The organism is Pseudomonas brassicacearum (genome assembly GCF_003732175.1).
GTDB classification, from domain to species: Bacteria; Pseudomonadota; Gammaproteobacteria; order Pseudomonadales; family Pseudomonadaceae; genus Aquipseudomonas; species Aquipseudomonas brassicacearum_G.
The window spans coordinates 25,832-47,880 of the sequence record NZ_MOBI01000023.1; the positions used below are offsets into that span (position 1 = coordinate 25,832).

Sequence of the window (22,049 nt, forward strand, 5' to 3'; positions counted from 1 at the left end):
AATTCCTTGATCAGTTCGCGCGCGGTTGGCTGGTCTGTTCGGCTGGCAGGTTCTTGTCGGGGCTGACGACAATGTGCGTGCCGTTGTCGAGTTTGATCTGACCGGCACTGACCACTTGCTCGCCGTTCTGCAGCCCTTTGTTGATCATCACCAGGCCTTCGCGACGCTCGCCGGTTTCGATGAAGCGTCGTTCGGCGATCAGGATCGGCTGGCCCTGGTCGTCTTTCTCGACGTTGCCGTTCGCGTCCTTCTTCTGGGCGACCACATAAAGCGAGTTGCCATAGAGGGTGTAGGTGATCGCGCCTTCCGGTACGACGATTTTGGGCTGTGGGTCCGGCAACATGACCTGCAGGCTGGCGAACATGCCCGGTAGCAATGTGCCGTCAGGGTTGGCCAGGGTGGCACGCACCAGCACGTTGCGGGTGCTGTTTTCGACCTTGGGGTTGATCGCGCTGATGGCACCGGGGAAGTTCTGTGTCGGGTAGGCCGGGACCGTGACTTGAACCGCCTGACCGAGGGCGATTTTCGGCACCGATTGTTCCGGCACGTAGAAGTCGACGTAAAGGCTGCTCAAGTCCTGCAGGGTGGCGATGACCGTGCCGCTGGGCAGGAAGTCGCCGACGTCCACCTGACGAATGCCGATGGTGCCGCTGAAGGGCGCGACGATATGTTTCTTCGCCAGCGCAGCCTTGAGCTGATTGACTGTGGCCTTGTTCTTGGCGAGCACCGCGGTGAGCCGGTCGAACTCGCCCTTGGAAATCGCCTGACTGCCGACCAATTGGCTGCCGCGGCCGTAATCGAGTTGCGCCAGGCCAAGGTCGGCCTGAGCAGTTTCCAGCAAGGCACTTTCAACGGCGCTGTCGAGCTGCACGAGCGGCTGACCGGCCTTGACCTTCTGCCCGGATTCAAACTGCACCTCCTTGACCGTACCGGCGATCTCCAGGCCCAGGTTGACCCCTTGCAGCGCCTTGAGAGTACCGACCGTGGGCAAGCGAAATTGCCAGGGCCGTTCGGTGGCCGTGGCCACGGCAACGCTCACCGGTGGTCTTGGCACAGCGAAGGTCTGGATCATCTTGTAGATGGAGAAGGCCTTGTAGCCTCCCAGCATCAGGACGATCAACAGCACAACACCCAACATGATCAGCATGCGGCGACGCAGCATATTCCACTTCCTTGGAAAAAATCAGGCGAGACAGACCAAACATTACTCCGTGTATGCGGGTGATTCCAATTGATGTTTCCGGGTGTTCTCAGGAACAGGATCGCAGCCTTCGGCAGCTCATTATTGATCGTTCCCACGCTCTGCGTGGGAATGCCTCACCGGACGCTCTGCGTCCGCTTCGGCAGGTGACGCGGAGCGTCACTGGCTGCATTCCCACGCGGGAGCGTGGGAACGATCAAACGATCAATTTGGCAGCGCAGATTTCAGACCAGGTGCAGGTGGTTATCCCAGAGCCCTGCAGGGAGCTCGAGGGGTTTTGCCAGCAGCGGTGTCTGGCGACAATCATAGAAACGGCAACGCCCTTGCCCCGATGTCACGACAAAGCCATCGGCCACCGCACCGACGCCGGCACAGTCGGGCAGCGGTGCATCGAGGCGCACTTCGCCGCTGTCCAGGTCCCAGATGAAAAAACGGTTGCCGCGCGGTGCGGTGAGCGCCACCAGCCGCAAGTCACTGTGCACCGCGACGCTCGCGGTGTAGTGCCCCATGGCCTGCAACTGATGCTCGGCGACCGGGAACGCGACAAAGGGCTGGCCGGGACGCTTGATCGCCAACAGCTCGGATGATTCATGGGCGGCGCCCATGAATTGCTGGCCGGTGACAATGGTGCCATCGCTGGCGATCCCCATGTGACGCACGCTGTTCATCTGCTGGGCCAGGGTTTCCTTGCTCAGCAGGGTGCCATCGCGCTGCATCAGCACCAGGCTGGGTTCCATGGCGTCAAGGTTCATCTCGACCCGGCTTTCGCCTTCGGTGCGAATGCCGCCGTTGGCCACCACCAGGGTTTCACCGTCGGGCATCCATGACACCTGATGCGGACCGATGCCGTGGGTGGAAATTTCACCGCTGTAAAGCAACCGCTGACCCTCGAAACGGTACACCCCGAGCAAGCCGCGACCCGGGTCGGTGGTGTCGTTTTCGGTGGCGTACAGCCAGTCGCCGCTTTTATGAATAACCGCGTGACCGTAGAAGTGCCGGTTCGGTTTCGATACTACGGTTTGCAGCAGCGTACCGTCACGCAAATCGACCAGATAGCTCTCGGTGCCCGGTCGCCGTGCGACGAACAGGGCTATTGGCAGAGCAGGGTGGTTGATGATGTCGTGGCAGCGTTGGCCAACTTCGGTGGCGAACACTCGAGTGCCGTCCAGTCGATAGCCGACGGCGTAATGTTTGCCGTCACTGTCGTCGCGCGCCGAAAGCAGCAAAGGACCGTGGTCCTTTTGCTTGAACAGCTTCCAGCCGCCCAGCGTCACGGCGCCCAGCAACAAACTGCCTAAAGTCAGAGCCTGACGTCGCAGCATGGCGCTACCCCTCATCAGTCACCGTCGTTGGCGTTGAAGCCCAGTTGGATGCCCAGCGCCTTGGCCAGATCACCTTCGTGCAGGCGATGGACGACGTTGAGGCTGTCGTAGAGGTCGTTGAGTTGCTGGCGACCGGCATCGTCTGTGAGCATCTCGGTCAGCGAGCGCTGGTTGCTTTCGAACAGTTTCAACGACGCGGCGTAGGCGGCATCGATCTTGTCCGCCAGCGGCTTTTGTTCGGCCGGCAGCAGGCCGCGCAGGCCCTTGTTGTCGACGCCGACCCAGACCGTCCGGGCGGCAGCCAGACTCGACTCCATGCTTTGCAGCGACGACTGACTGCGCCATGCGTCTGCCTGGAACGGCTGTGGAATACCCTTGGTCTGGCGCCCCATTGGCGTGCCGAGTTTTTTCTTCAGGGTATCGAGTGCCGTCACTTGAGCGCGCAGCAAATCGGCGATGGCTTCGTGGGAATCGGCGTAACGCTGGTTCGGGAATTTGCTCATCTGGGCCAGCATGCCGTCGGTGCTGTTCCAGCTGGCGAGGATCTCTTCGGCCAGCAGTTTCTGACGTTCGCCGATGGCACTCAGCAGTGGGCAGTAACGGGCTTTTTGCGCGGCGTCGGCAACGTTGGTTTTTTCGTCGAACAGAATGTACTCATAGGCCGAGAGTCCCTGCACGACGACGCTGGATTTGGCTAGCGCAGCGGCGTCGATCTGCGGTTGTGCGGTGACCAGTTGCTCGACCTGACGCCCGACCAGGTTTTTCTTGTCTGGCCAGAACTGCACCTGCCAGGAGCGATTGCCTTCGGCCAGTGGGCCAACCAGCAGCGGTTGCAATTGTGCCCAGGCCTTTTGTGCATGGAGGAAGTCGGCGCGAGCTGTTGCAAGGTCCGCCTTGCCTTCGCAGTAGGCCAGCGCACTGACGGCCAATTGGCGGTCGGCTTCAACCCAGCGACTGTAGGTCGGCAGGATCACTTGCTTGGCGATGGCTGCCGAGGTGACGGCTTGAGGGTCCTGGGGCGAGCAGGCACCCAGGGCGAGTGCGGCAAGGCTGGTGAACAACAGCTTGGGACGGAACATGTCGGGCTCCCTTTTTATGTGGGCAAAAGCGTATGGGAAATGCGTCAAAGAGAATTCAAAAAGGCCAGCAACGCAGCACGTTGTTCGGCGTTGAACGCTAAAACCTGCTGCTGCGCCGCGCGTGCTTCACCGCCGTGCCACAACACGGCTTCGAGCAGGTTGCGAGCGCGGCCGTCATGCAGAAACTGCGTGTGGCCACTGACGGCCTGCGTCAGGCCAATGCCCCACAACGGCGCGGTGCGCCAGTCGCGTCCTGAAGCCTGGAATTCGCTACGGTTATCGGCCAGGCCTTCGCCCATGTCATGCAACAGCAGATCGCTGTAGGGGCGAATCACTTGATTGGCCAGTTCAGGTTCTGCGGCATTCGCGGCGGTGGTGAATTTCGGTGTGTGGCAGGACTGGCAACCGGCCTGATAGAACAGGTTTTTACCGGCCAGGACTTGCGAGCCGTTGACATCACGGCGGGCCGGGACGGCGAGGTTACGGCTATAGAACAGCACCAGGCGCAAGATGTTGTCGCTGACTTCCGGCTCGCCATCCGGGCCATTGCCGTTAGGCGCCTGCAGGCAGTCAGTCTGGGCCTGGGTGCAGTCATCGAACGGTCGCAGGCGGGTGGTGAGGCCCATATCGCCGGAAAACGCGTGAACGTTTTGCTGATTGAGATTGGGTTGCCCGGCTTTCCAGCCAAAACGCCCCAAAACGGTCTTTTGCTGCGCGTCATCCCACACCCGGTTTGGACGTCCGGCGATGCCGTTCTTGGCTTTAGCCTGGGCGTCGGCGTTGGCCAGGATATCTGCGTCAGCGATGGCTTCGAGTAGCCCGAGGCCAATCATCGGCGGGGCGACTCGAGCGGAAAAAAGCGTGTCGGGATGCATCGGGCCGTAGCCCAGTTGGGTGATCAGCAGCTTGGGTTTGCGCAGTTCGATTTCAGTGCCGTCGGTAAAGCGCACCGGGACCGGATCATAGTCGACCCGAACCTTGCCTTCGGGGGCGACGCCGGGCACGGCCATGTCCTGAAGCTGCCCGCCGTAGACCGGCTCAGGCACCACACCCATTTGCTCGATGACCTTGGCGTAGGCCGGGGCGTTGGGGATCGACAGACGCACCAGCATCGACACGGCATTATCGGAATCGGCCGTTGGCGGATGACCGCGACCGTCCTTGATATGGCAGTTCTGGCAGCCGTTGGTGTTGAACAGCGGGCCGAGACCGTCGCGGGCGGTGGTGGTCGAGGGGGCGATCACCCAAGGGCTGCGGAAAAAACTGTTGCCGACGCTGAAGTCCAGCCGCCGGGTCGGCGAGAGGTTGGCTGAAGGCAGTGAGAACGCGTTCTGGTCGGTCTTTCTGACGGTCGCTGCGCCACCGGAGCGGGCTTCACCGGGTTCGGCCTTGGTAAAACGCGGGGCGTCATCGCAGGCACTCAGGCCCAGGGCCAGAAGCAGTGCAGACAAGCGAAGAGGCAGCGAGGGCATCAGCAATCCTGAAAGACGAGCCAAACAAGGGCGCAAAGTCTAACAGGGCAGCGGAGTTTGAATAAGAGGAATTATCGTTCGCTCTCACAGGTTGATCGCAATTCCCTGTGGGAGCGGGCTTGCTCGCGAAAGCGGACTGACATCCGATCGTTCCCACGCTCCGCGTGGGAATGACTCTAGGGACGCTCCGCGTTCCGCTCGTGACATGTGACGCAGAGCGTCACGGGATGCATTCCCACGCAGAGCGTGGGAACGATCGGTGGCAAGCGTTGATCAGAAATCGTGATCGGCGTTGTCCGGGTTCAGGTCGCTGATGCCCAGTTTGCCGGCAGCCAGTTCGATTGCACTGGTCTGCTTGACCAGTGCCGCAATCGCGTCACGCACAATCTGGTTGCCCGCGGTATTGCCGGCAGCGATCAACTGGTCGTAGTGCTCACCCTTGTTGGCGTGATCAACCATGACCTGGATTTTGGCCTCGGTGGTGGCCAGGTCAGCCTTGAGTGCAGCATCGGCAGCCGGGTCGGCTTTGGCCACCAGCGACGACAGGCTGGCGCCGGTCATTTTGGTGCCGTCGGTGCGGGTGTATTCGCCCAGGTACACGTTGCGAATGCCTTTGGCATCGTAGAAGTGCGAGTTGTGGGTGTTGTCGCTGAAGCAGTCCTGTTCGTCTTCCGGGGAGTTGGCTTCCAGGGAAACTTTCATGCGCTCGCCCGCCAGTTCGCCCAGCGAGAGACTACCCATGCCGAAGAGCATTTTGCGCAAACCGCTTTCAGCCGGTTCTTCTTCCAGCTCGGCGCGGTAGTTGTCAGGCACGTTCGGCTTCCAGTTGCCGACCATTTCTTCCAGGTCACTGACCAGCAACTGGGTCACGGCTTTCAGGTAGGCGCGACGACGATCGTTGTGGCCACCGGTAGCACCGGGGCCTTCCAGGTAGTCCGACGCCGGACGGTTGCCGGCACCAGGGCCGGTGCCGTTCAGGTCCTGGCCCCAGAGCAGGAATTCGATGGCGTGGTAACCCGTCGCGACGTTCGCTTCGGAACCGCCCAGCTCGTTCAGGCTGGCGAGTTTTTCCGGCGTGATGTCGGTCACGTCGATCTTGTCTTCACCCACCTGGATGATCGGGTTGGCGATGATGTTGGCGTTGGCCCCCGGGTTACCCAATGCGTGCTCGTAGTTCTTGTCGACGTAGTCGATCAGGCCTTCGTCGAGGGGCCAGGCGTTAACCTGACCTTCCCAATCGTCAATGATGGTGTTGCCGAAGCGGAATACTTCACTCTGCAGGTAAGGCACGCGTGCAGCGACCCAGGCTGCGCGAGCGGCTTTCAGGGTCTCGGCATTCGGCTTGGCGAGGAAGGCGTCGATGGCTGTTTGCAGGGTTTTCGCAGTGGATTCGGCATCGCTGAAGACAGCAAAAACCATGTCGGCGTAGTGCGCGACAACGGCTTTGCGAGCGGCTTCATCGACTTTCCCGGTAGCGGCAGGCGCAGCGGGTGCCGCAGTGCTGGTGGCCGGCGTAGGCGCTTGAGGAGCAGCCTTGTCTTTACCTTCGCCGCAACCGGCGAGGGAAATAGCGATGGCCAGCAAACTGGCGGTAGCCAGAGGCATACGAATCATGGCGAACATCCTGCTTCGGTAAATAATGGACAGGCGCGGGGGTGCGCAAAACTGCGACATAATGCAAATCTTTCGCATTATGTGTAAAGGGCCGTGGTTGGAAATATTTCTTGTTTACGAGGGCGGTGCGGGGAAGATCAAAAGATCGCAGCCTTCGGCAGCTCCTACAGGTGAACACCAATCTAATGTAGGAGCTGCCGCAGGCTGCGATCTTTTAGAGGCTCAGAGGATCATCGCATTACTACGTTGGGCCTGTTTCAGATAAGCACTCAGCTCCCGCGCAGGCAGCGGTTTGCTGTAGAGATAGCCCTGACCTTCGTGACAGCCTTCAGAGATGATGTAAGCCTCTTGCTCGAGCGTTTCCACCCCCTCGGCAATCACCTGCATGCCAAGGCTTTTACCGAGCTGGATGATCGCGCGAACGATGGTTGCATCGTCGTCGTCATCGAGCAGGTCCTGAACGAAGCTTTTGTCGATCTTGATCTTGTCCAGCGGCAGGCTCTTCAAATAGCTCAGCGATGAGTAGCCGGTCCCGAAGTCGTCGATAGCGATCAAGGCCCCCGAACGGCGCAGGCTGAGCAGGTGTTGCGCGGCGGTGCTGATGTCTTCCATCAGACCGGTCTCGGTGACTTCCAGTTCGAGGCTGCGCGGCGGCAGGCGATACATTTGCATCAGGTTGTTGACGACTCGCGGCAACTCGGCGTGGTGCAGTTGCACGGTGGACAGGTTGACCGCCATGCGCAGGTCGCTGAACCCCTGGTCGTGCCATTCACGCAGTTGTCGGCAGGCCTGGTCCAGCACCCATTCGCCGATGGCGATGATCGTGCCGTTCTGCTCGGCCAGCGGAATGAACAGATCCGGCGGCACCAGCCCGTGTTCCGGGTGTTGCCAGCGAATCAGCGCCTCGACACCGACCACCCGCTGATCGCGGTAACTGATCTGCGGTTGGTAAACCAGATAGAACTGATTGCGGGTGAGGGCGTCGCGCAGGTCTTTTTCCAATTCGCGGCGACGGCGCATTTCGCTGTCGACGCTGGCGATATAGAACTGATAGCGATTGCGCGAACGGGTCTTGGCCAGGGTCATGGTCTGTTCGGCTTTCTGCAACAGCTTCTCGGTGCTGTCGCCATCTTCCGGGAACAAGGTGATGCCGATGGTTGCGCGCAGGCGGATTTCCTGATGATCGAGGGCAAACGCCGCTTCCAGGTCATCGAGGATGCTTTGCGCCAGCTCGGCGGCTTCGTAGGGCTGCTCGATATCGGCCTGAACCAGTGCGAACTGATCGCCCCCCAGGCGGGCGAGCGCGCCGAGACGACCACTGTGGGCACGCAGACGGTCAGCCAGGGCCAACAGCAATTGGTCGCCGGTCTGGTAGCTGAACTGCTCGTTGATGCCTTTGAAATCATCCAGGCCTACACACAACACGGCGACCCGGCGTTGCAGGCGACCGGCGTCTACCAGAATCTTGTCCAGTTGCTGCTGCAATTGCTGACGGTTCGGCAGACCGGTGAGGAAGTCGTATTGCGCCATGCGCAACAGGCTGTTTTCGGCTTCGTGGCGCAGGTGGGTATTGCGCTCGATGGACTCAAGCAACTGGTTGGCGGTGTTGATCCAGATCCCCAGTTCGTTCTTTTCGTGGCCCTTGAGCTGCGGAATCTTGTGTTCGCTGGGACGGTCGGGATTGACGTTGGTCAGGTGTTCGATGATTCGTGACAGCGGTTTGGTCAGCAGCCAGTGATAGACCAGATACAGCACCAGGCCCATGGCCATGGCCCGCAATACGCCGGAGATGAAGATGATCACCGAGCTGACAATAAAGCTCTGGCCATAGGTGGCGGTGTCGAGGGTGATACTGAGGTCGCCGTAATATTCGCTATAGGGGCCGCGCCCCACCAGTTGCGTGGTGAACGTGCGTTCCTGGCCCAGAATAAGGTCGGTCAGCCAACGGCTGTGAGAATGCTGCAAGTCACGGGATTTTTCCGCAAGCATGGCTTCATTGGGATGGCCGATGGAGGCCATGCGCACGGCGTCGTCCTGGAACAGGCCTTCAATAACCTGCATACCCATTTCCCGATCGAGGCTGTACACCGCCTGGGTCGAGGGGTCGCGGAACATATCGAGGATGCGCTGGGCATCATTGGCCACGGCCTGGCGTGTTTTATAAGCATCGAAAACGATCTGCGCGCAGCTCAACACCACGCCGACGATCAATGCCGACAGGAGCACGACCCGGAGCAACTTCACCGACAAGCTGTTTTTGAGTTCCAGCTTCAAAGGGCTATTCCTTGTTCCGTGCGGGTAACGTCAAGTTGCCATGAGTATTGGCAATCCCGTGATGGCAGTCAAAGGGACAATCAAGCCATGCGAATTTTGTCCGCTGGCTTGGCCTCAATGCCGTGGTAGCTGGCAAGTGGAGCCCATTAGTAGTGTTTCGGTAGGCAGCTCCCGCAACTTGAGGGGCAGGGGCGAATATTTGTGTCTGGTTGATGGTAGACGGCTGTGGCGTTGGGGCAAGGAAACGCTTGTTTTCGGGGGGCGTTGCGGGAGGATTTCACATTGCACTGGCATAAAAAAACCCGGCAATGCCGGGTTTTTTTGACTGCAAGCAGACTTAAGCGGTGAAGACTTTGCCTTCGAACTGCTCAGCCACGAACTTCCAGTTAACCAGGTTCCAGAACGCTTCAACGTACTTCGGACGCAGGTTGCGGTAGTCGATGTAGTAAGCGTGTTCCCAGACGTCGCAGGTCAGCAGCGGGGTGTCGCCGCTGGTCAGCGGGTTGCCGGCGCCGATGGTGCTGGCCAGGGCCAGGGAACCGTCAGCTTTTTTCACCAGCCAGCCCCAACCGGAACCGAAGGTGCCGACCGAAGTCTTGGTGAACTCTTCTTTGAACTTGTCGAACGAACCGAAAGCTGCGTTGATCGCCTCAGCCAGTGCGCCGGTTGGTTGACCGCCAGCGTTTGGCGCCAGGCAGTTCCAGTAGAAAGTGTGGTTCCAGACCTGAGCGGCGTTGTTGAAGATGCCACCCGAAGAAGTCTTGACGATTTGTTCCAGGGTCTTGCCTTCGAACTCGGTGCCTGGCACCAGGTTGTTCAGGTTCACGACGTAGGTGTTGTGGTGCTTGTCGTGGTGATATTCCAGAGTTTCCTTGGAAATGTGCGGCTGCAGTGCATCGTGTGCGTAAGGCAGTGGCGGCAATTCGAAAGCCATGGTGATTCTCCTAATCAGGTCAGTTGCGGTGAGCGCAAGGCCGATCACGGGCGGCCAGACAAGCGCCGGGGAGTTTGTACTCTTTGCGGCGCAGGTGTCGGATCATAGCACCGGGGGTGCGGCTTAACCACGCAACAACTGTGTGGGATAGAGGTTCCAGAGCCTTTGGGAATAATCAGGCGGCGTTGATCAGTTGAAAGGCCACAGTAAACATCATCACCGCCACCAGCAGGTCGAGAATCCGCCAGGTGCTTGGGCGTGCCAACCACGGTGCCAGCCACGCGGCGCCCAGCGCCAGGGTGAAAAACCACAGCAATGACGCACTGGCTGCGCCCACCACATAAGCGCTCGGCACTGTTTGTTGGGCCCCGAGCGAACCGATCAGCAACACGGTGTCCAGATACACATGCGGGTTGAGCAACGTCACCGCGAGAGCGCTGAGCAATACCGCGCGCAATGAACGCACGGTCTGGTTTTCACCCTGTTGCAGGCTTTGCTTCGAACAGGCGCGACGCAGTGCCAGGCTGCCGTACCACAGCAGGAAAGCCGCGCCGCCCCAACGGGCGATCGCCAGCAACAGTGGATTTTGCGCGAGGATCGTCGCCAGCCCGAACACGCCAGCGGCCACCAGCAACGCATCGCAGGTCACGCAGAGCGCCGCCACCGGCAGGTGATGTTCGCGGCGCAGGCTTTGCGCCAGCACGAACGCATTTTGCGTACCGATCGCCATGATCAGTCCCGCAGCGACCAACAGGCCGTTCACATAGCTTTGCCACATAAGGTTTACTCCGCGTTTGCCGCGAGTTGCCGCAGTACCGACATCGCGCGCTTGGCGTCGGCCTGGCCGACAAACAAATGGTCGTGGTAATAGCCGGCAATCACGTTGCAGCTGATCCCGGCTTGGCCGAGGGCTGTGGCAAACGCAGCGGTCAGGCCAACGGCTTCGAGGGCCGAATGCACATTGAGGGTGATCCATGCCGCCAGGTAGTCGAAACTCAACCCGGCCTTCTCGGCTTGCGAGCGCTCAAGAATCACCGTCAGGCCTTCCTGTTCGCGGAAGCTGCCGATGATTTCGCAGTCTTTGGGCAGGTGGTCGTCGCGAATCGTGCAGAACACGTATTCGCCATCGTTGAGCTGCGGGCTCATGCTGCGCAGCAGGGTGTTCAGTGAGGTTTCGCCAGCCATGTCGCTGATCCTTGTTCAACAGTTCTTGCTGGTCATTCTCCTGTTCCAGGTTGTATAAGAAAAACCAATATTGCTGATCGCTCATTAGGAAAACTGATGTTCGACTATAAATTGCTGTCCGCCCTTGCTGCGGTGGTCGAGCAGGCCGGGTTCGAGCGCGCCGCTCAGGTGTTGGGGTTGTCGCAATCGGCGATCTCCCAGCGCATCAAGTTGCTCGAAGCGCGTATCGGCCAGCCGGTGCTGGTGCGGGCCACGCCGCCGGCGCCGACCGAGATTGGCCGGCGTTTGCTCAACCATGTGCAGCAGGTGCGTTTGCTGGAGCGTGACCTGCAAAGCCTGGTGCCCGCTCTGGATGAAGAAGGCTTGCCGGAACGCCTGCGCATCGCACTCAACGCCGACAGTTTGGCCACATGGTGGGCCGAGGCGGTGAGTGACTTTTGCGCCGAGCAACATCTATTGCTCGACCTGGTGGTGGAAGACCAGACCGTTGGCCTCAAACGCATGCGCGCCGGTGAAGTGGCGGCGTGCGTGTGTGCCAGTGAGCGCCCGGTGGCGGGTGCCCGCAGTGAGTTGCTGGGCGCCATGCGTTACCGCGCGCTGGCCAGCCCGGCGTTTATTGCCCGGCATTTTCCCCAAGGGGTCAGGGCCGATCAGTTGGCGCACACGCCGGCGCTGGTGTTTGGCCCGGATGACTTTTTGCAGCACCGCTACCTGGCGTCACTGGGTGTGGACGGTGGTTTTGAACATCATTTGTGCCCGTCATCCGAAGGCTTCATCCGCCTGACTGAGGCCGGCCTGGGCTGGGGGCTGGTGCCCGAGCTGCAGGTGCGCGAACAACTTGAACGCGGTGTCCTGGTGGAGTTGTTGCCAGATAAACCGATTGATGTGCCGTTGTACTGGCATCATTGGCGCAATGGTGGCCAGTTGCTGGGGTTACTCACCGAGCATCTGGTACGTTTATCCAGGCAGTGGCTGGTGCCGTTGGACTGACGGGCAGCGTCAAGAGCACACGAAATCTGTAATGCGACACGCATGAAAAACGAAACACATCGGAGCAAGTCATGAAAATTCTGGTCACCGGCGCAAGCGGCTTCATTGGCGGGCGCTTTGCGCGATTCGCCCTGGAGCAGGGCCTGGACGTGCGGGTCAACGGCCGCCGGGCCGAAGGCGTCGAACATCTGGTACGGCGAGGTGCGGAGTTCGTTCAGGGCGATTTGAGTGACCCGGAACTGGTTCGCGAGCTGTGCGCAGACGTCGAAGCCGTGGTGCATTGCGCGGGTGCGGTGGGGCTTTGGGGGCGCTATCAGGACTTCCATCAGGGCAATGTGCTGGTCACCGAAAACGTTGTCGAAGCCTGCCTGAAGCAAAACGTCCGGCGGCTGGTGCACTTGTCGTCACCCTCGATCTACTTCGATGGCCGCGACCACTTGGGGCTGACCGAAGAGCAAGTGCCCAAGCGCTTCAAGCATCCTTATGCAGCAACCAAATACCTGGCCGAGCAAAAAGTCTTCGGCGCCCAGGAGTTTGGTCTTGAAGTGCTGGCCCTGCGCCCGCGTTTTGTCACCGGTGCCGGTGACATGAGTATCTTCCCGCGTCTGCTGAACATGCAGCGCAAAGGGCGTTTGGCAATCATCGGCAACGGCCTGAACAAGGTCGATTTCACCAGCATGCAGAACCTCAACGAAGCCATGCTCAGCTGTTTGCTGGCGACGGGATCGGCGCTTGGCAAGGTCTACAACATCAGCAACGGCGCACCGGTGCCGCTGTGGGATGTGGTCAATTATGTAATGCGCCAGATGGAAGTCCCGCAGGTGACTCGCCATCGTTCCTACGGGTTGGCCTACAGCATTGCGGCGCTGAACGAGGGCTTTTGCGCACTCTGGCCGGGGCGTCCGGAGCCGACGCTGTCACGTTTGGGCATGCAGGTGATGAACAAAAACTTCACCCTCGATATCAGCCGCGCCAGGCATTATCTGGACTACGATCCCAAGGTCAGTCTGTGGACGGCGCTCGATGAGTTTTGCGGCTGGTGGAAGGCTCAAGACCCGGGGGCAAAATAAACTCTGAACCGAGCCAGTTGATCACGGTCGATCAATGCGGCGAGTTCAGGGTTTATACTCGTCGCATTTAGCCATCACTGTGGTTCAGAAAGGTTGCCTCATGTCCATGCGTAACGATGCCAACGACGACTTCGACGATGTACCGAGCCTGCGTGCCGACCCTCACGATGCCGACGATTTTCCAACCGCCGCCGCTGCCCGTGAACACACCAGCGTACATGCGCGAAGCGCGAGCCGGGGCACCGTCAAAGTCCCGAACACCGGTCCATTGTGGGCCTTGGTCGGGGCGTTGCTGTTCGCCTTTGCCGGCCTTGCCTGGTGGAGCTTTCAGCAGATCTCGCTGATGGAACAGCAACTGGTCGCGACCCAGGAAAGTTTTGCCCGTATCAGCGAGGAAGCCGCCGGGCGCTTGCAGGATATTTCCGGCAAAGTGGTCGCCAGTCAGTCGAACGTCACCAGCGACAGCGAAGCGCTGAAACTGAAAATCAAGCAACTTGAAACCAAGCTGGTGGAGCAGAACCAACAGCAGCAAGGCGTAGTCGGCCAGGCGTCGGACCTGGACAAGCGGCTGGCACAGATCGCTGCGCAAAGCGTCGAGCAACATGCCGTCAACGCTCAATTGCAAACCGACCTGAAAGCCCTGAGCGCTGACGTGACGACCCTGAAAAATACCCCGAGCGACACCAGTAAATTCGACGCCCAGCTGAAAAGCCTGGGGGCCGAGATCGCCGCCTTGAAGAAACAAGGCAACCCGAGCACGGCTATCGAACGCCTGGAGCAAGAATTGGTGGTGATCAAAAGCCAACAGGACAACCGCCCGGCCGCCGCTCAAGGCAGCAACGCGAATGTCGCCGAGTTCGACGCCTTCCGTGGCCAGGTCACGCGCAACATCACCACCTTGCAGAGCCAGATTCAGAACCTGCAGCAGCAGCTCAACGCTCGACCTTGAAGCGGGCAATATGATCGTTCCCACGCAGAGCGTGGGAACGATCAGCGTAGGCGACTCGGTCTTTCTATCGAACCTTGTCTTCCCGCCCACGCAGCAACATGTTCGGCATCGCAATCGCTGCCGCCAGCCCCAGCAACGACACCGCCGCGCTGACCATCAGCAAATGCCGGAAGGTCAGCAACAGTTCGGCGCGCAAGGCGTTTTGAGCGTCGCCCGGTACGGCGTTCAGGCCATCGAGCAAAACGTTTCCGGAACTGCCTTCGGCGATCAGCGACGAGTCGGTCAAATGGGCGAAACTCGAATCCTGCAACAGCGCCAGCAACAACGCCGACATCAGTGCCACGCCGACCGCGCCACCGAGTGAGCGAAACAGGTTGGTGGTGCTGGTGGCGACGCCGATGTCCCGTTGCTCCACCGAGTTTTGCGTGCCGACCAATGAGGTCGGGAACTGCATGCCGGCGGCAATGCCGCAGAGCAACATAAAGGCGCTGCTGATGAGCATCGCTTGCGGCGGGCTGAACGCCATGCCGAGAATCGCGAGCGGGGTGAGCAGGGCGCCTGTCAGGATCATCGGTTTGTAACGACCGGTCACCGAGGTCCGGCGACCGGCGAAGTAGGCCCCCATCGGCAACCCCATCGCCAACGGCAACAGGTGCAGCGCCGCGCTGTCGGCCCCGGCCCCGGTGACGCTCTGGAAGCGCAGCGGCATCAGCACGATCAGTGAAATCGCCTGGAAACTGGTGAAGAAAATCGTGCACCAGCAGAGGAGCGCATTGCGGTTGGCGAACAGGTGCATCGGCAGCAACGGCTCGCGTGCCCGCCGCTCATGCCAGGCGAACAGCGTCAGGGTCAGCACCGCACACGCCAGCAACCCGAGCACTTCGCTGCTGCGCCACGAATGCCCTTGGCCAACCTGGGTGATACCCAGCAGTAATGCGGTCAGGCCGATGATCATCAGCAACGTGCCCAAATAATCGATGACCGGCTTGCGCTGTGGCACCGGCAAACCGACCAGCGTGCGGTTGGCCACCAGCCAGGCGCCGAGGCCCAACGGCAGGTTGATCAGAAACACCCAGCGCCACGACAGGTACTCGGTCATGTAACCGCCGAGCACCGGCCCGGCCACGCTGGCCACCGCGTACATGCTGCTGAAGTAACCCTGATAACGCCCGCGTTCGCGGGGCGGCACGATGTCGCCGATGATCGCCTGGCTGACCGAAATCATTCCGCCGGCGCCGATACCCTGAATGATCCGTGCGAGGACAAGCTGCTCCATGCTCTGGGCCATGCCGCAAAACACCGAGGCCAGCGTGAACAACCCCATGCCGAACAGCATCAGCCGCCGACGGCCGTAAAGGTCGCCGAGCTTGCCGTAGATCGGCACTGCCACGGTCATCGCCACCATGTAGCCTGCGATGACCCAGGCCAGCAGGCTGACATCCTTGAACTGGGCGGAAATGGCCGGCATCGAGACGGCCACGATGGTTTGATCCAGCGCCCCGAGAAAGATCGCCAGCATCAGGGAGACCAACACGCTGCGGATGGCCGGTTTGGTGGATTCAGGCTGGTTCAGATTGGTCACGGGTCAAACCTGCGGGCGGTGATTAACCCGCAAGAGGCAAGGCGAGCGGGGATGCTCGCCAGTGTAAGTCGATAGCCTGCTATTCGATAGCCTCATACGGAAGCCCGACGTAATTTTCTGCAATGGTTTTTCGACCGGCTTCGGAGTCGACGAAATACTCGAGTTCCGACTCGCTGATGCGCTGGCTGAAGGCATCGCTGCCTTCGAAGGTGTGCAGCATCGAGGTCATCCACCAGGAAAACCGTTCGGCCTTCCAGACCCGGCGCAGGCAGATTTCCGAGTACTTCTCCAGCAGTTCGGTGCGGCCGTCGCGGTAGACCTTGAGCAGAATGTTGAACAAGGTGCTGACATCGCTGGCTGCCAGGTTCAGGCCTTTGGCCCCGGTGGGCGGGACGATATGGGCCGCGTCGCCGACCAGGAACATCCGTCCGTACTGCATGGGCTCGACTACAAAACTGCGCAGCGGCGCGATGCTTTTTTCAATCGACGGTCCGGTGACCAGCGTGTCGGCAAGCGCCTGCGGCAGGCGCGACTTCAGCTCTTCCCAAAAGCGCTGATCGGACCAGTCCTCGACCTTCTCGTCAGCGGGCACCTGCACGTAATAGCGGGTACGCGTAGTCGAACGCATGCTGCACAACGCGAAGCCGCGAGCATGTCGGGCGTACACCAGTTCATCGTGGACCGGCGGGGTGTCGGCGAGAATACCGAGCCAGCCAAATGGGTAGACCCGTTCGAATATTTTCAGCGTGTCGGCGGGAATCGATTGCCGTGCGACACCATGAAAGCCGTCGCAACCAGCGATGTAGTCGCAGTCCAGGCGCCAGGTTTCACCGTCCTTTTCAAACGTCAGGAATGGCTCGGCGGATTTCATCCCGTGAGGCATGACGTTGCTGGCTTCGTAGAGGGTCGATGCCCCCGCCAACTGACGGGCGGCCATCAGATCACGGGTGACTTCGGTCTGGCCGTAGATCATCACGGTTTTGCCGCCGGTCAGCGCGTGCAGATCGATGTGCACCTGGCGTCCACCGAGGGCCAGCTGGAAGCCGCCATGCACCAGACCTTCAGTGTCCATGCGCTGGCTGACGCCGGCCTGGCGCAACAGCTCGACCATGCCCTGTTCCAGGACCCCGGCGCGGATTCGCCCCAGTACATAGTCGGGTGTCTGGCGTTCGACAATGACCGTGGCGATGCCGGCGTTGTGCAACAACTGGCCGAGCAGCAGGCCAGAGGGGCCGGCACCGATAATCGCGACTTGGGTTTTGAGGGTTTTCATTATTGTTAGGGCTCTCAAGCTTCACGCGGACAAAGTCGGTGAATGGTTTTATGAATCGAGTGCTTGCATTTTTCGCTTGTGAGTCGGTCAATTGAAGGTGAAAACTGCGCTGAAACCTGTACATTTCGCCAATCGGGGCGATTACCGCCCGTTACGCTGAGGCCTGGACTGAAGTGATGAACAAGCCTGCCCTTCCTTCGATTCCTGTATTCAAACTCTATGGCGAGAGCCTGGACTGGCCGACCCCTGACTTGTTGCATTGCGAAACCATTTCCAAACGCAGCCGTGAACATCAATGGGAAATCAAACCCCATCGGCATGCCGATTTATGTCAATTACTGTTTGTGTACAAAGGTCAGGCGGAGCTGGAGATCGAGGGTCAGCGCACGCAACTGAGCGAAGCCGCGATCCAGATCCTGCCACCGCTGTCGGTACATGGTTTTCGATTTTCCGAAGATGTAGAGGGATTTGTGGTGACACTGGCAGCGCCGCTGGTGGCTCATCTTCAAGCGCAGCTGGGCAGTTCGGTGAATGCCCTGGCAGTGGCGGAGAGTTACTCGGCAGGAAGCGATGCGGACTACCTCAACAGCCTGTTTACAGCCTTGCAGAATGAATACGTCGGGCACCAGCCTGCACGCGAAATGCTCATGCATTCGCTGGTCAGCGTGATCATGGTGTGGGTCAGCCGCCAGGTGATCCAGCGCCGCGCCGCCAGTCAGCGGCCACAGCGTGCACGCGAATACCTAAACGGGTTTATTCAACTGGTGGAAGAGAATTATCGCCAGCACGTGAAGGTCGAGGATCTGGCACACCGGCTGGGGATTTCCGTGTCCCACCTCAACGGCACCTGCCGTGAGCTGGCAGGGCAACCGGCGTTGCAGATCATGCATGAGCGTCAGTTGCTGGAGGCCAAGCGACTGCTGACCTACACCAGCATGACCATTTACGAGATGTCGGATGTGTTGGGTTTCTCCGACCCAACCAACTTCACCCGGCTGTTTCGGCGTCGCGTGGGAATCTCACCGAAGGCGTTTCGGGATCGCTTGAAAGCTGATCAGGACAGCGAGGGCTAAGGGGGGGCGTTCTCAATAAGTTTCCCCGCCCCCTTGTTACTTGAGGTTCAGCGTCGCGGTGTGCGGAATGCACCGTTCGAAGTTGCAGCTGGCGTACTCGCGCGGCAGCTGCCGGGCCTGTTCAACGCGGTAGGCGGCGGTGCCATATAACGCCAGCGCGGCGGTACAGGTGATAAAGATCGCGAGATACCTTCTGGTTTTGACGTTCATGGCGCTGACCTCTGAACCGATACCCGTGGGTATTACTATCAGCATAGGTCAGATTGAAACCGTCGTCGGTGCTGCCACAGGCTGCGATCTTTTGATCTTAAAGCCCCACATCCCACGCAGGTTCTTCAGGAAATCTCGACACCAGAAAATCCAGCATGCTGCGCAGCGCTGCGGGCATGTGTTTGCGCGAGGCGTACACCGCGTACATATTCATCTGTCGAGGTTCGGCGTGAGGCAGCAGGCGCACCAGTTCGCCGCTGTGGATATGCACGCCGGCCTGGTAGCTGGGCAGCATCGCCACCCCGGCACCGGCCATTGCTGCGCGCAACAACGTGCTGGCTTCGTTGGCGCTGATGTTGCCCTGCACCGGCACCGAGACCTGCTCGCCGTCCTGCTCGAAATGCCAGAGGCTTTTGCCGAAGTAGGAGTGGGTCAGGCAATTGTGCTGGCTCAAATCCTCAACCCGTTGCGGCGTCGGGTGTTCGCGCAGGTAGGCGGGGGAGGCGCAGATCACCGAACGGCAGACGGTCAGCCGCCGGGCAATCAGGTTCGGGTCCAGGTCGTTGCTGGTGCGGATCGCGAGGTCAATGCGCTCGTCCACCAGGTTTACTGTGCGATCGAGCATCTGCATGTCGATACTGACGCCGGGAAAGCGTTTGACATACGCGGCCATGGCGTCGGCCAATTGCGCCTGGCCGAACGAGGTACTGACGCTGATCCGCAGCAAGCCGCGTGGCGCGTCGTCCGGTTCACTGACGGCGGCCTGCATGTCGCTCGACAAATCGAGCATCTGCCGACAGCGCGGCAGGATCTCGGTGCCGGCGGCGGTCAGGCTGAGCTTGCGCGTGGTGCGGTGCATCAAGCGTGCCCCGACCCAGTCCTCCAGTTCGGCCAGATAGCGCGACACCACCGGACGCGAAAGGTCCAGATGATCGGCTGCGGCTGACTGGCTGCCGAGGTCGACGACGGTGACAAACACCCGCATTGCTTGAAGACGATCCATGATTTGCCCGCTTTCAGAAACAAACTATGTTCAAGCATCGCATTTTTTGTAGCGAGTCAGGCAACTAAGCTCTGTCCCATCGCCAAACACGGCTTATGCACAACGGAGCAGCACCATGATCGGCTTCACTTCTCTCAAGCGCCTTTTACTCGCCACCGCCACCCTGGGCTTTGCCGCTCATGCGGCAGCCGCCACTCCGGCACTCACTCTGGACGTCTACAACCCAGGCGCCGCTGCGATCTTCCCGGTGACCTCGGTACTGGTCAGCGGCGAGAAAGAAGCGATTCTGGTGGACGCGCAATTCGGCAAATCCCAGGCCGAGCAGGTGGTGGAAAAAATCCGCGCCAGTGGCAAGCAACTGACCACCATCTACATCAGCCACGGTGACCCGGATTACTACTTCGGCCTGGACACGATCACCGCCGCGTTCCCAAAAGCCAAAGTGCTCGCCTCGCAGCCGACGGTTGATCACATCAAGGCCACTGTTGAAGGCAAAGTGGCGTTCTGGGGACCGAAAATGGGCGCTGATGTACCGGCCAAAACCATTGTGCCGGGTGTACTCAAGGGCCACAGCCTGACCCTGGAAGGCAAGAAGCTCGACATCATCGGCCTGGACGGCAAGCAACCGGACCGGACCTTTGTCTGGATCCCGTCGATCAAAGCCGTGGTCGGTGGTGTGGTCGTCGCGGAAAACATCCACGTGTGGATGGCCGATACCCAAACCGCGCAGTCCCATGCCGATTGGTTGACTACGCTGAAGACTATTGAAAGCCTGAAACCGAACACCATCGTTCCAGGTCATTACCTGGGTGACAGCGCACGTTCGCTGGCCGCTGTGCACTTCACCGCCGACTACATCAAGGCGTTCGACGAAGAAACCGCCAAGGCCAAAGACTCGGTCGAGCTGATCGCTGCGATGAAAAAACGTTACCCGAACCTGGGCGAAGAAAGCTCGCTTGAGCTGAGCGCCAAAGTCGCCAAAGGCGAGATGAAGTGGTAAGTCAGTTTCACTAAGTAACTGAATGATCGTTCCCACGCTTTGCGTGGGAATGCAGCCAGTGACGCTCCGCGTCACACCTGAACTGGAGAATCCCATGAGCAAGATCGCAATCATTGGCGCCACCGGTCGTGCCGGTAGCCAACTGCTGGAAGAAGCCCTGCGTCGCGGTCACAGCGTCACCGCTATCGCCCGCGATACCTCGAAAATCAGCCCGCGTGCCGGTGTCGTCACCAGGAATGTTGACGTTGCCGACGGCGCAGCGTTGCAGGCGGCTGTTGCAGGTGTTGATGTGGTGATCAGCGCGGCACACTTTTCGACGATCCCGGCCAAGGCGATTATCGAGCCGGTCAAAAAGGCTGGTGTGAAGCGTCTGCTGGTGGTCGGCGGTGCCGGTTCGCTGTTGGTGCCGGATGGCAGCAAAGTCATCGAATCCCCGAACTTTCCTGAAGAGTACAAGGCCGAGGCGACTGCCGGTGGCGTCTACCTTGACACCTTGCGTCAGGAAAAGGATCTGGACTGGACCTTCCTTTCACCGTCGGCGCTGTTCGTCGAAGGCGAGCGTACCGGCACCTTCCGTGTGGGCAAGGACCATCTGCTGGTGAGCGCCGAAGGCAAGAGCTGGATCACCTTCGCCGACTACGCGATTGCGATGCTCGATGAAGTCGAGAAGCCAGCGCATAGCCGCCAGAGGTTTACTGTGGGCTACTGATCCACACACTGTGGCGAGGGGGCTTGCCCCCGTCGGGGCGCGTAGCGGCCCTAATACCTGCTAACCGATTCCACCAGACACACCCCATGCGCAGGATTTACGACTGCTTCGCAGCCGAACGGGGGCAAGCCCCCTCGCCACAGTGAGTGATTTTCCCGATCCGGGTGTTCAGCGCGCCTGCGCCTGCACCACCAGCCATTCCATCAGTTCACGCAACTGCGGCGACGGTCCCGGTTTCTGCGGGAACACCAGGTAGTACCCCAGCCCCGTTTTCACCTTCAAATCAAAGGGCATGACCAGCCGTCCGGCACTCAGGTCATCGCCGATCAACGACCAATCTCCAATCGCCACCCCCGTTCCTTGAGACGCCACGGACATCGCCAGGTCCAGGGTTTCGAAATGCTGACCCTTGCCGAGTGTGCTGAGATTGACGTCCGCGGCTTTCAGCCAGGCTTTCCAGTCCCGCTGATCGCGTGTTGGGTGCAGCAGCAAATGTTGACTCAGGTCTGACGGACTGTGCAGTGGCACCGGACCATCGAGCAACGGCTGCGAGCAGACCGGGGTCAATTGCTCATCAAACAGACGCAGCGACGCCAGTGAATTGTCCGGCGGTGCGCCGTACATGACGGCGGCGTCGAACTGTTCGCGATGAAAATCCACGCCATGTTGCACCGTGGTGGTCAGCTCCACCGGCACGTCCGGGCGTTCCTTTTGCCACTGCAGCAAACGCGGCAGCAGCCAGCGCATGACACACGTCGGGGCCTTGAGCTGCAAGGTTTCACGGTGTGCGCCCACCTGTTCCACCGCCTCGTCGATCAAGCCGAACACCTGCTGGATCCGTGGCAGCCACTCGAGCCCCTCGGCCGTCAGGCTCAAACCGCGTGCCTGACGGTGAAACAGCGTGTAGCCCAAATGTTCTTCCAGCCCGGCGATCTGTCGACTCACCGCGCCCTGGGTGATGTGCAGCTGCTCGGCCGCCCGCGTGAAATTGCAGCACTGGGCCGTGATCAGGAACGTGTGCAACGCGGGAAGGGGGGGAAGTCGTTTCATGGGACGCCAAGGCATGAGGTGAGGACATGGCGAGTATGACTTTTTATCGATTGTTGCGG

Annotated in this window: 20 protein-coding genes; 6 read left to right on the forward strand and 14 right to left on the reverse strand. The window is 60.1% G+C overall.

Annotated elements, in window-relative coordinates:
- Nucleotides 1-10: 10 nt before the first annotated feature.
- From BK658_RS21995 to BK658_RS22035, 9 genes are all read right to left on the reverse strand, one after another.
- Nucleotides 11-1,162 carry an efflux RND transporter periplasmic adaptor subunit gene (locus tag BK658_RS21995; protein WP_123584148.1) on the reverse strand — a complete coding sequence of 384 codons (1,152 nt, stop codon included), beginning with the start codon at nt 1,160-1,162 and terminating at the stop codon, nt 11-13.
- Nucleotides 1,163-1,425: 263 nt separating this feature from the next.
- Entirely contained in the window at nt 1,426-2,523 is a 1,098-nt protein-coding gene (locus BK658_RS22000) for a DUF1513 domain-containing protein (protein ID WP_123584149.1), read from the reverse strand.
- 14 nt (nt 2,524-2,537) lie between these two features.
- Complete coding sequence (locus tag BK658_RS22005; protein ID WP_123584150.1) at nt 2,538-3,602, reverse strand: imelysin family protein; 1,065 nt, start codon at nt 3,600-3,602, stop codon at nt 2,538-2,540.
- 44 nt (nt 3,603-3,646) lie between these two features.
- On the reverse strand, nt 3,647-5,074 hold the full coding sequence (locus BK658_RS22010; RefSeq protein ID WP_123584151.1) for a di-heme oxidoreductase family protein: 1,428 nt from the start codon (nt 5,072-5,074) through the stop codon (nt 3,647-3,649).
- 273 nt (nt 5,075-5,347) lie between these two features.
- Nucleotides 5,348-6,688 (reverse strand): imelysin family protein, encoded by a 1,341-nt coding sequence (locus BK658_RS22015; RefSeq protein ID WP_123584152.1) that lies wholly within the window; start codon nt 6,686-6,688, stop codon nt 5,348-5,350.
- Nucleotides 6,689-6,910: 222 nt separating this feature from the next.
- Nucleotides 6,911-8,962, reverse strand: coding sequence for a putative bifunctional diguanylate cyclase/phosphodiesterase (locus tag BK658_RS22020; protein ID WP_123584153.1), 2,052 nt, complete (start codon nt 8,960-8,962; stop codon nt 6,911-6,913).
- Between the two features lie 337 nt (nt 8,963-9,299).
- Entirely contained in the window at nt 9,300-9,896 is a 597-nt protein-coding gene (locus BK658_RS22025; RefSeq protein ID WP_123584154.1) for a superoxide dismutase, read from the reverse strand.
- Between the two features lie 175 nt (nt 9,897-10,071).
- Nucleotides 10,072-10,674, reverse strand: coding sequence for a LysE/ArgO family amino acid transporter (locus tag BK658_RS22030; protein ID WP_123584155.1), 603 nt, complete (start codon nt 10,672-10,674; stop codon nt 10,072-10,074).
- Between the two features lie 5 nt (nt 10,675-10,679).
- Nucleotides 10,680-11,081, reverse strand: coding sequence for an ACT domain-containing protein (locus BK658_RS22035; protein ID WP_123584156.1), 402 nt, complete (start codon nt 11,079-11,081; stop codon nt 10,680-10,682).
- A gap of 96 nt (nt 11,082-11,177) precedes the next feature.
- Here BK658_RS22035 and BK658_RS22040 point away from each other — a divergent pair, with 96 nt between their 5' ends.
- The 3 genes from BK658_RS22040 to BK658_RS22050 all read left to right on the forward strand — a co-directional run bounded on the left by BK658_RS22040 (nt 11,178) and on the right by BK658_RS22050 (nt 14,090).
- Entirely contained in the window at nt 11,178-12,071 is an 894-nt protein-coding gene (locus tag BK658_RS22040) for a LysR family transcriptional regulator ArgP (RefSeq protein WP_123584157.1), read from the forward strand.
- A gap of 71 nt (nt 12,072-12,142) precedes the next feature.
- Entirely contained in the window at nt 12,143-13,141 is a 999-nt protein-coding gene (locus BK658_RS22045) for an NAD-dependent epimerase/dehydratase family protein (RefSeq protein WP_123584158.1), read from the forward strand.
- Nucleotides 13,142-13,241: 100 nt separating this feature from the next.
- Entirely contained in the window at nt 13,242-14,090 is an 849-nt protein-coding gene (locus BK658_RS22050; protein WP_185019880.1) for an ATPase, read from the forward strand.
- 64 nt (nt 14,091-14,154) lie between these two features.
- Here the strand turns inward: BK658_RS22050 and BK658_RS22055 are convergent, their stop codons facing one another.
- Both BK658_RS22055 and pobA read right to left on the reverse strand, forming a co-directional pair.
- Complete coding sequence (locus BK658_RS22055; protein WP_123584159.1) at nt 14,155-15,672, reverse strand: MDR family MFS transporter; 1,518 nt, start codon at nt 15,670-15,672, stop codon at nt 14,155-14,157.
- A gap of 79 nt (nt 15,673-15,751) precedes the next feature.
- Nucleotides 15,752-16,945 carry a 4-hydroxybenzoate 3-monooxygenase gene (pobA, locus tag BK658_RS22060; RefSeq protein ID WP_123584160.1) on the reverse strand — a complete coding sequence of 398 codons (1,194 nt, stop codon included), beginning with the start codon at nt 16,943-16,945 and terminating at the stop codon, nt 15,752-15,754.
- A 176-nt stretch (nt 16,946-17,121) separates the two neighbouring features.
- Here pobA and BK658_RS22065 point away from each other — a divergent pair, with 176 nt between their 5' ends.
- Nucleotides 17,122-18,018: a helix-turn-helix domain-containing protein gene (locus BK658_RS22065; RefSeq protein WP_123584161.1), complete on the forward strand. Its 897-nt coding sequence runs from the start codon at nt 17,122-17,124 to the stop codon at nt 18,016-18,018.
- 36 nt (nt 18,019-18,054) lie between these two features.
- Here the strand turns inward: BK658_RS22065 and BK658_RS30060 are convergent, their stop codons facing one another.
- Together BK658_RS30060 and BK658_RS22070 are read right to left on the reverse strand one after the other, a co-directional pair.
- Nucleotides 18,055-18,228: a hypothetical protein gene (locus BK658_RS30060; protein WP_020723547.1), complete on the reverse strand. Its 174-nt coding sequence runs from the start codon at nt 18,226-18,228 to the stop codon at nt 18,055-18,057.
- Between the two features lie 97 nt (nt 18,229-18,325).
- Nucleotides 18,326-19,231, reverse strand: coding sequence for a LysR family transcriptional regulator (locus BK658_RS22070; protein ID WP_123584162.1), 906 nt, complete (start codon nt 19,229-19,231; stop codon nt 18,326-18,328).
- Nucleotides 19,232-19,346: 115 nt separating this feature from the next.
- Between BK658_RS22070 and BK658_RS22075 the strand changes: the two genes are divergently transcribed.
- Together BK658_RS22075 and BK658_RS22080 are read left to right on the forward strand one after the other, a co-directional pair.
- On the forward strand, nt 19,347-20,231 hold the full coding sequence (locus BK658_RS22075) for an MBL fold metallo-hydrolase (protein WP_123584163.1): 885 nt from the start codon (nt 19,347-19,349) through the stop codon (nt 20,229-20,231).
- A 94-nt stretch (nt 20,232-20,325) separates the two neighbouring features.
- Nucleotides 20,326-20,940, forward strand: coding sequence for an NAD(P)-dependent oxidoreductase (locus BK658_RS22080; protein WP_123584164.1), 615 nt, complete (start codon nt 20,326-20,328; stop codon nt 20,938-20,940).
- Between the two features lie 168 nt (nt 20,941-21,108).
- Here the strand turns inward: BK658_RS22080 and BK658_RS22085 are convergent, their stop codons facing one another.
- The gene (locus BK658_RS22085; RefSeq protein ID WP_123584165.1) at nt 21,109-21,990 is read right to left on the reverse strand and encodes a LysR substrate-binding domain-containing protein; all 882 of its coding nucleotides are present in this window, start codon (nt 21,988-21,990) and stop codon (nt 21,109-21,111) included.
- Nucleotides 21,991-22,049 lie beyond the last annotated feature (59 nt).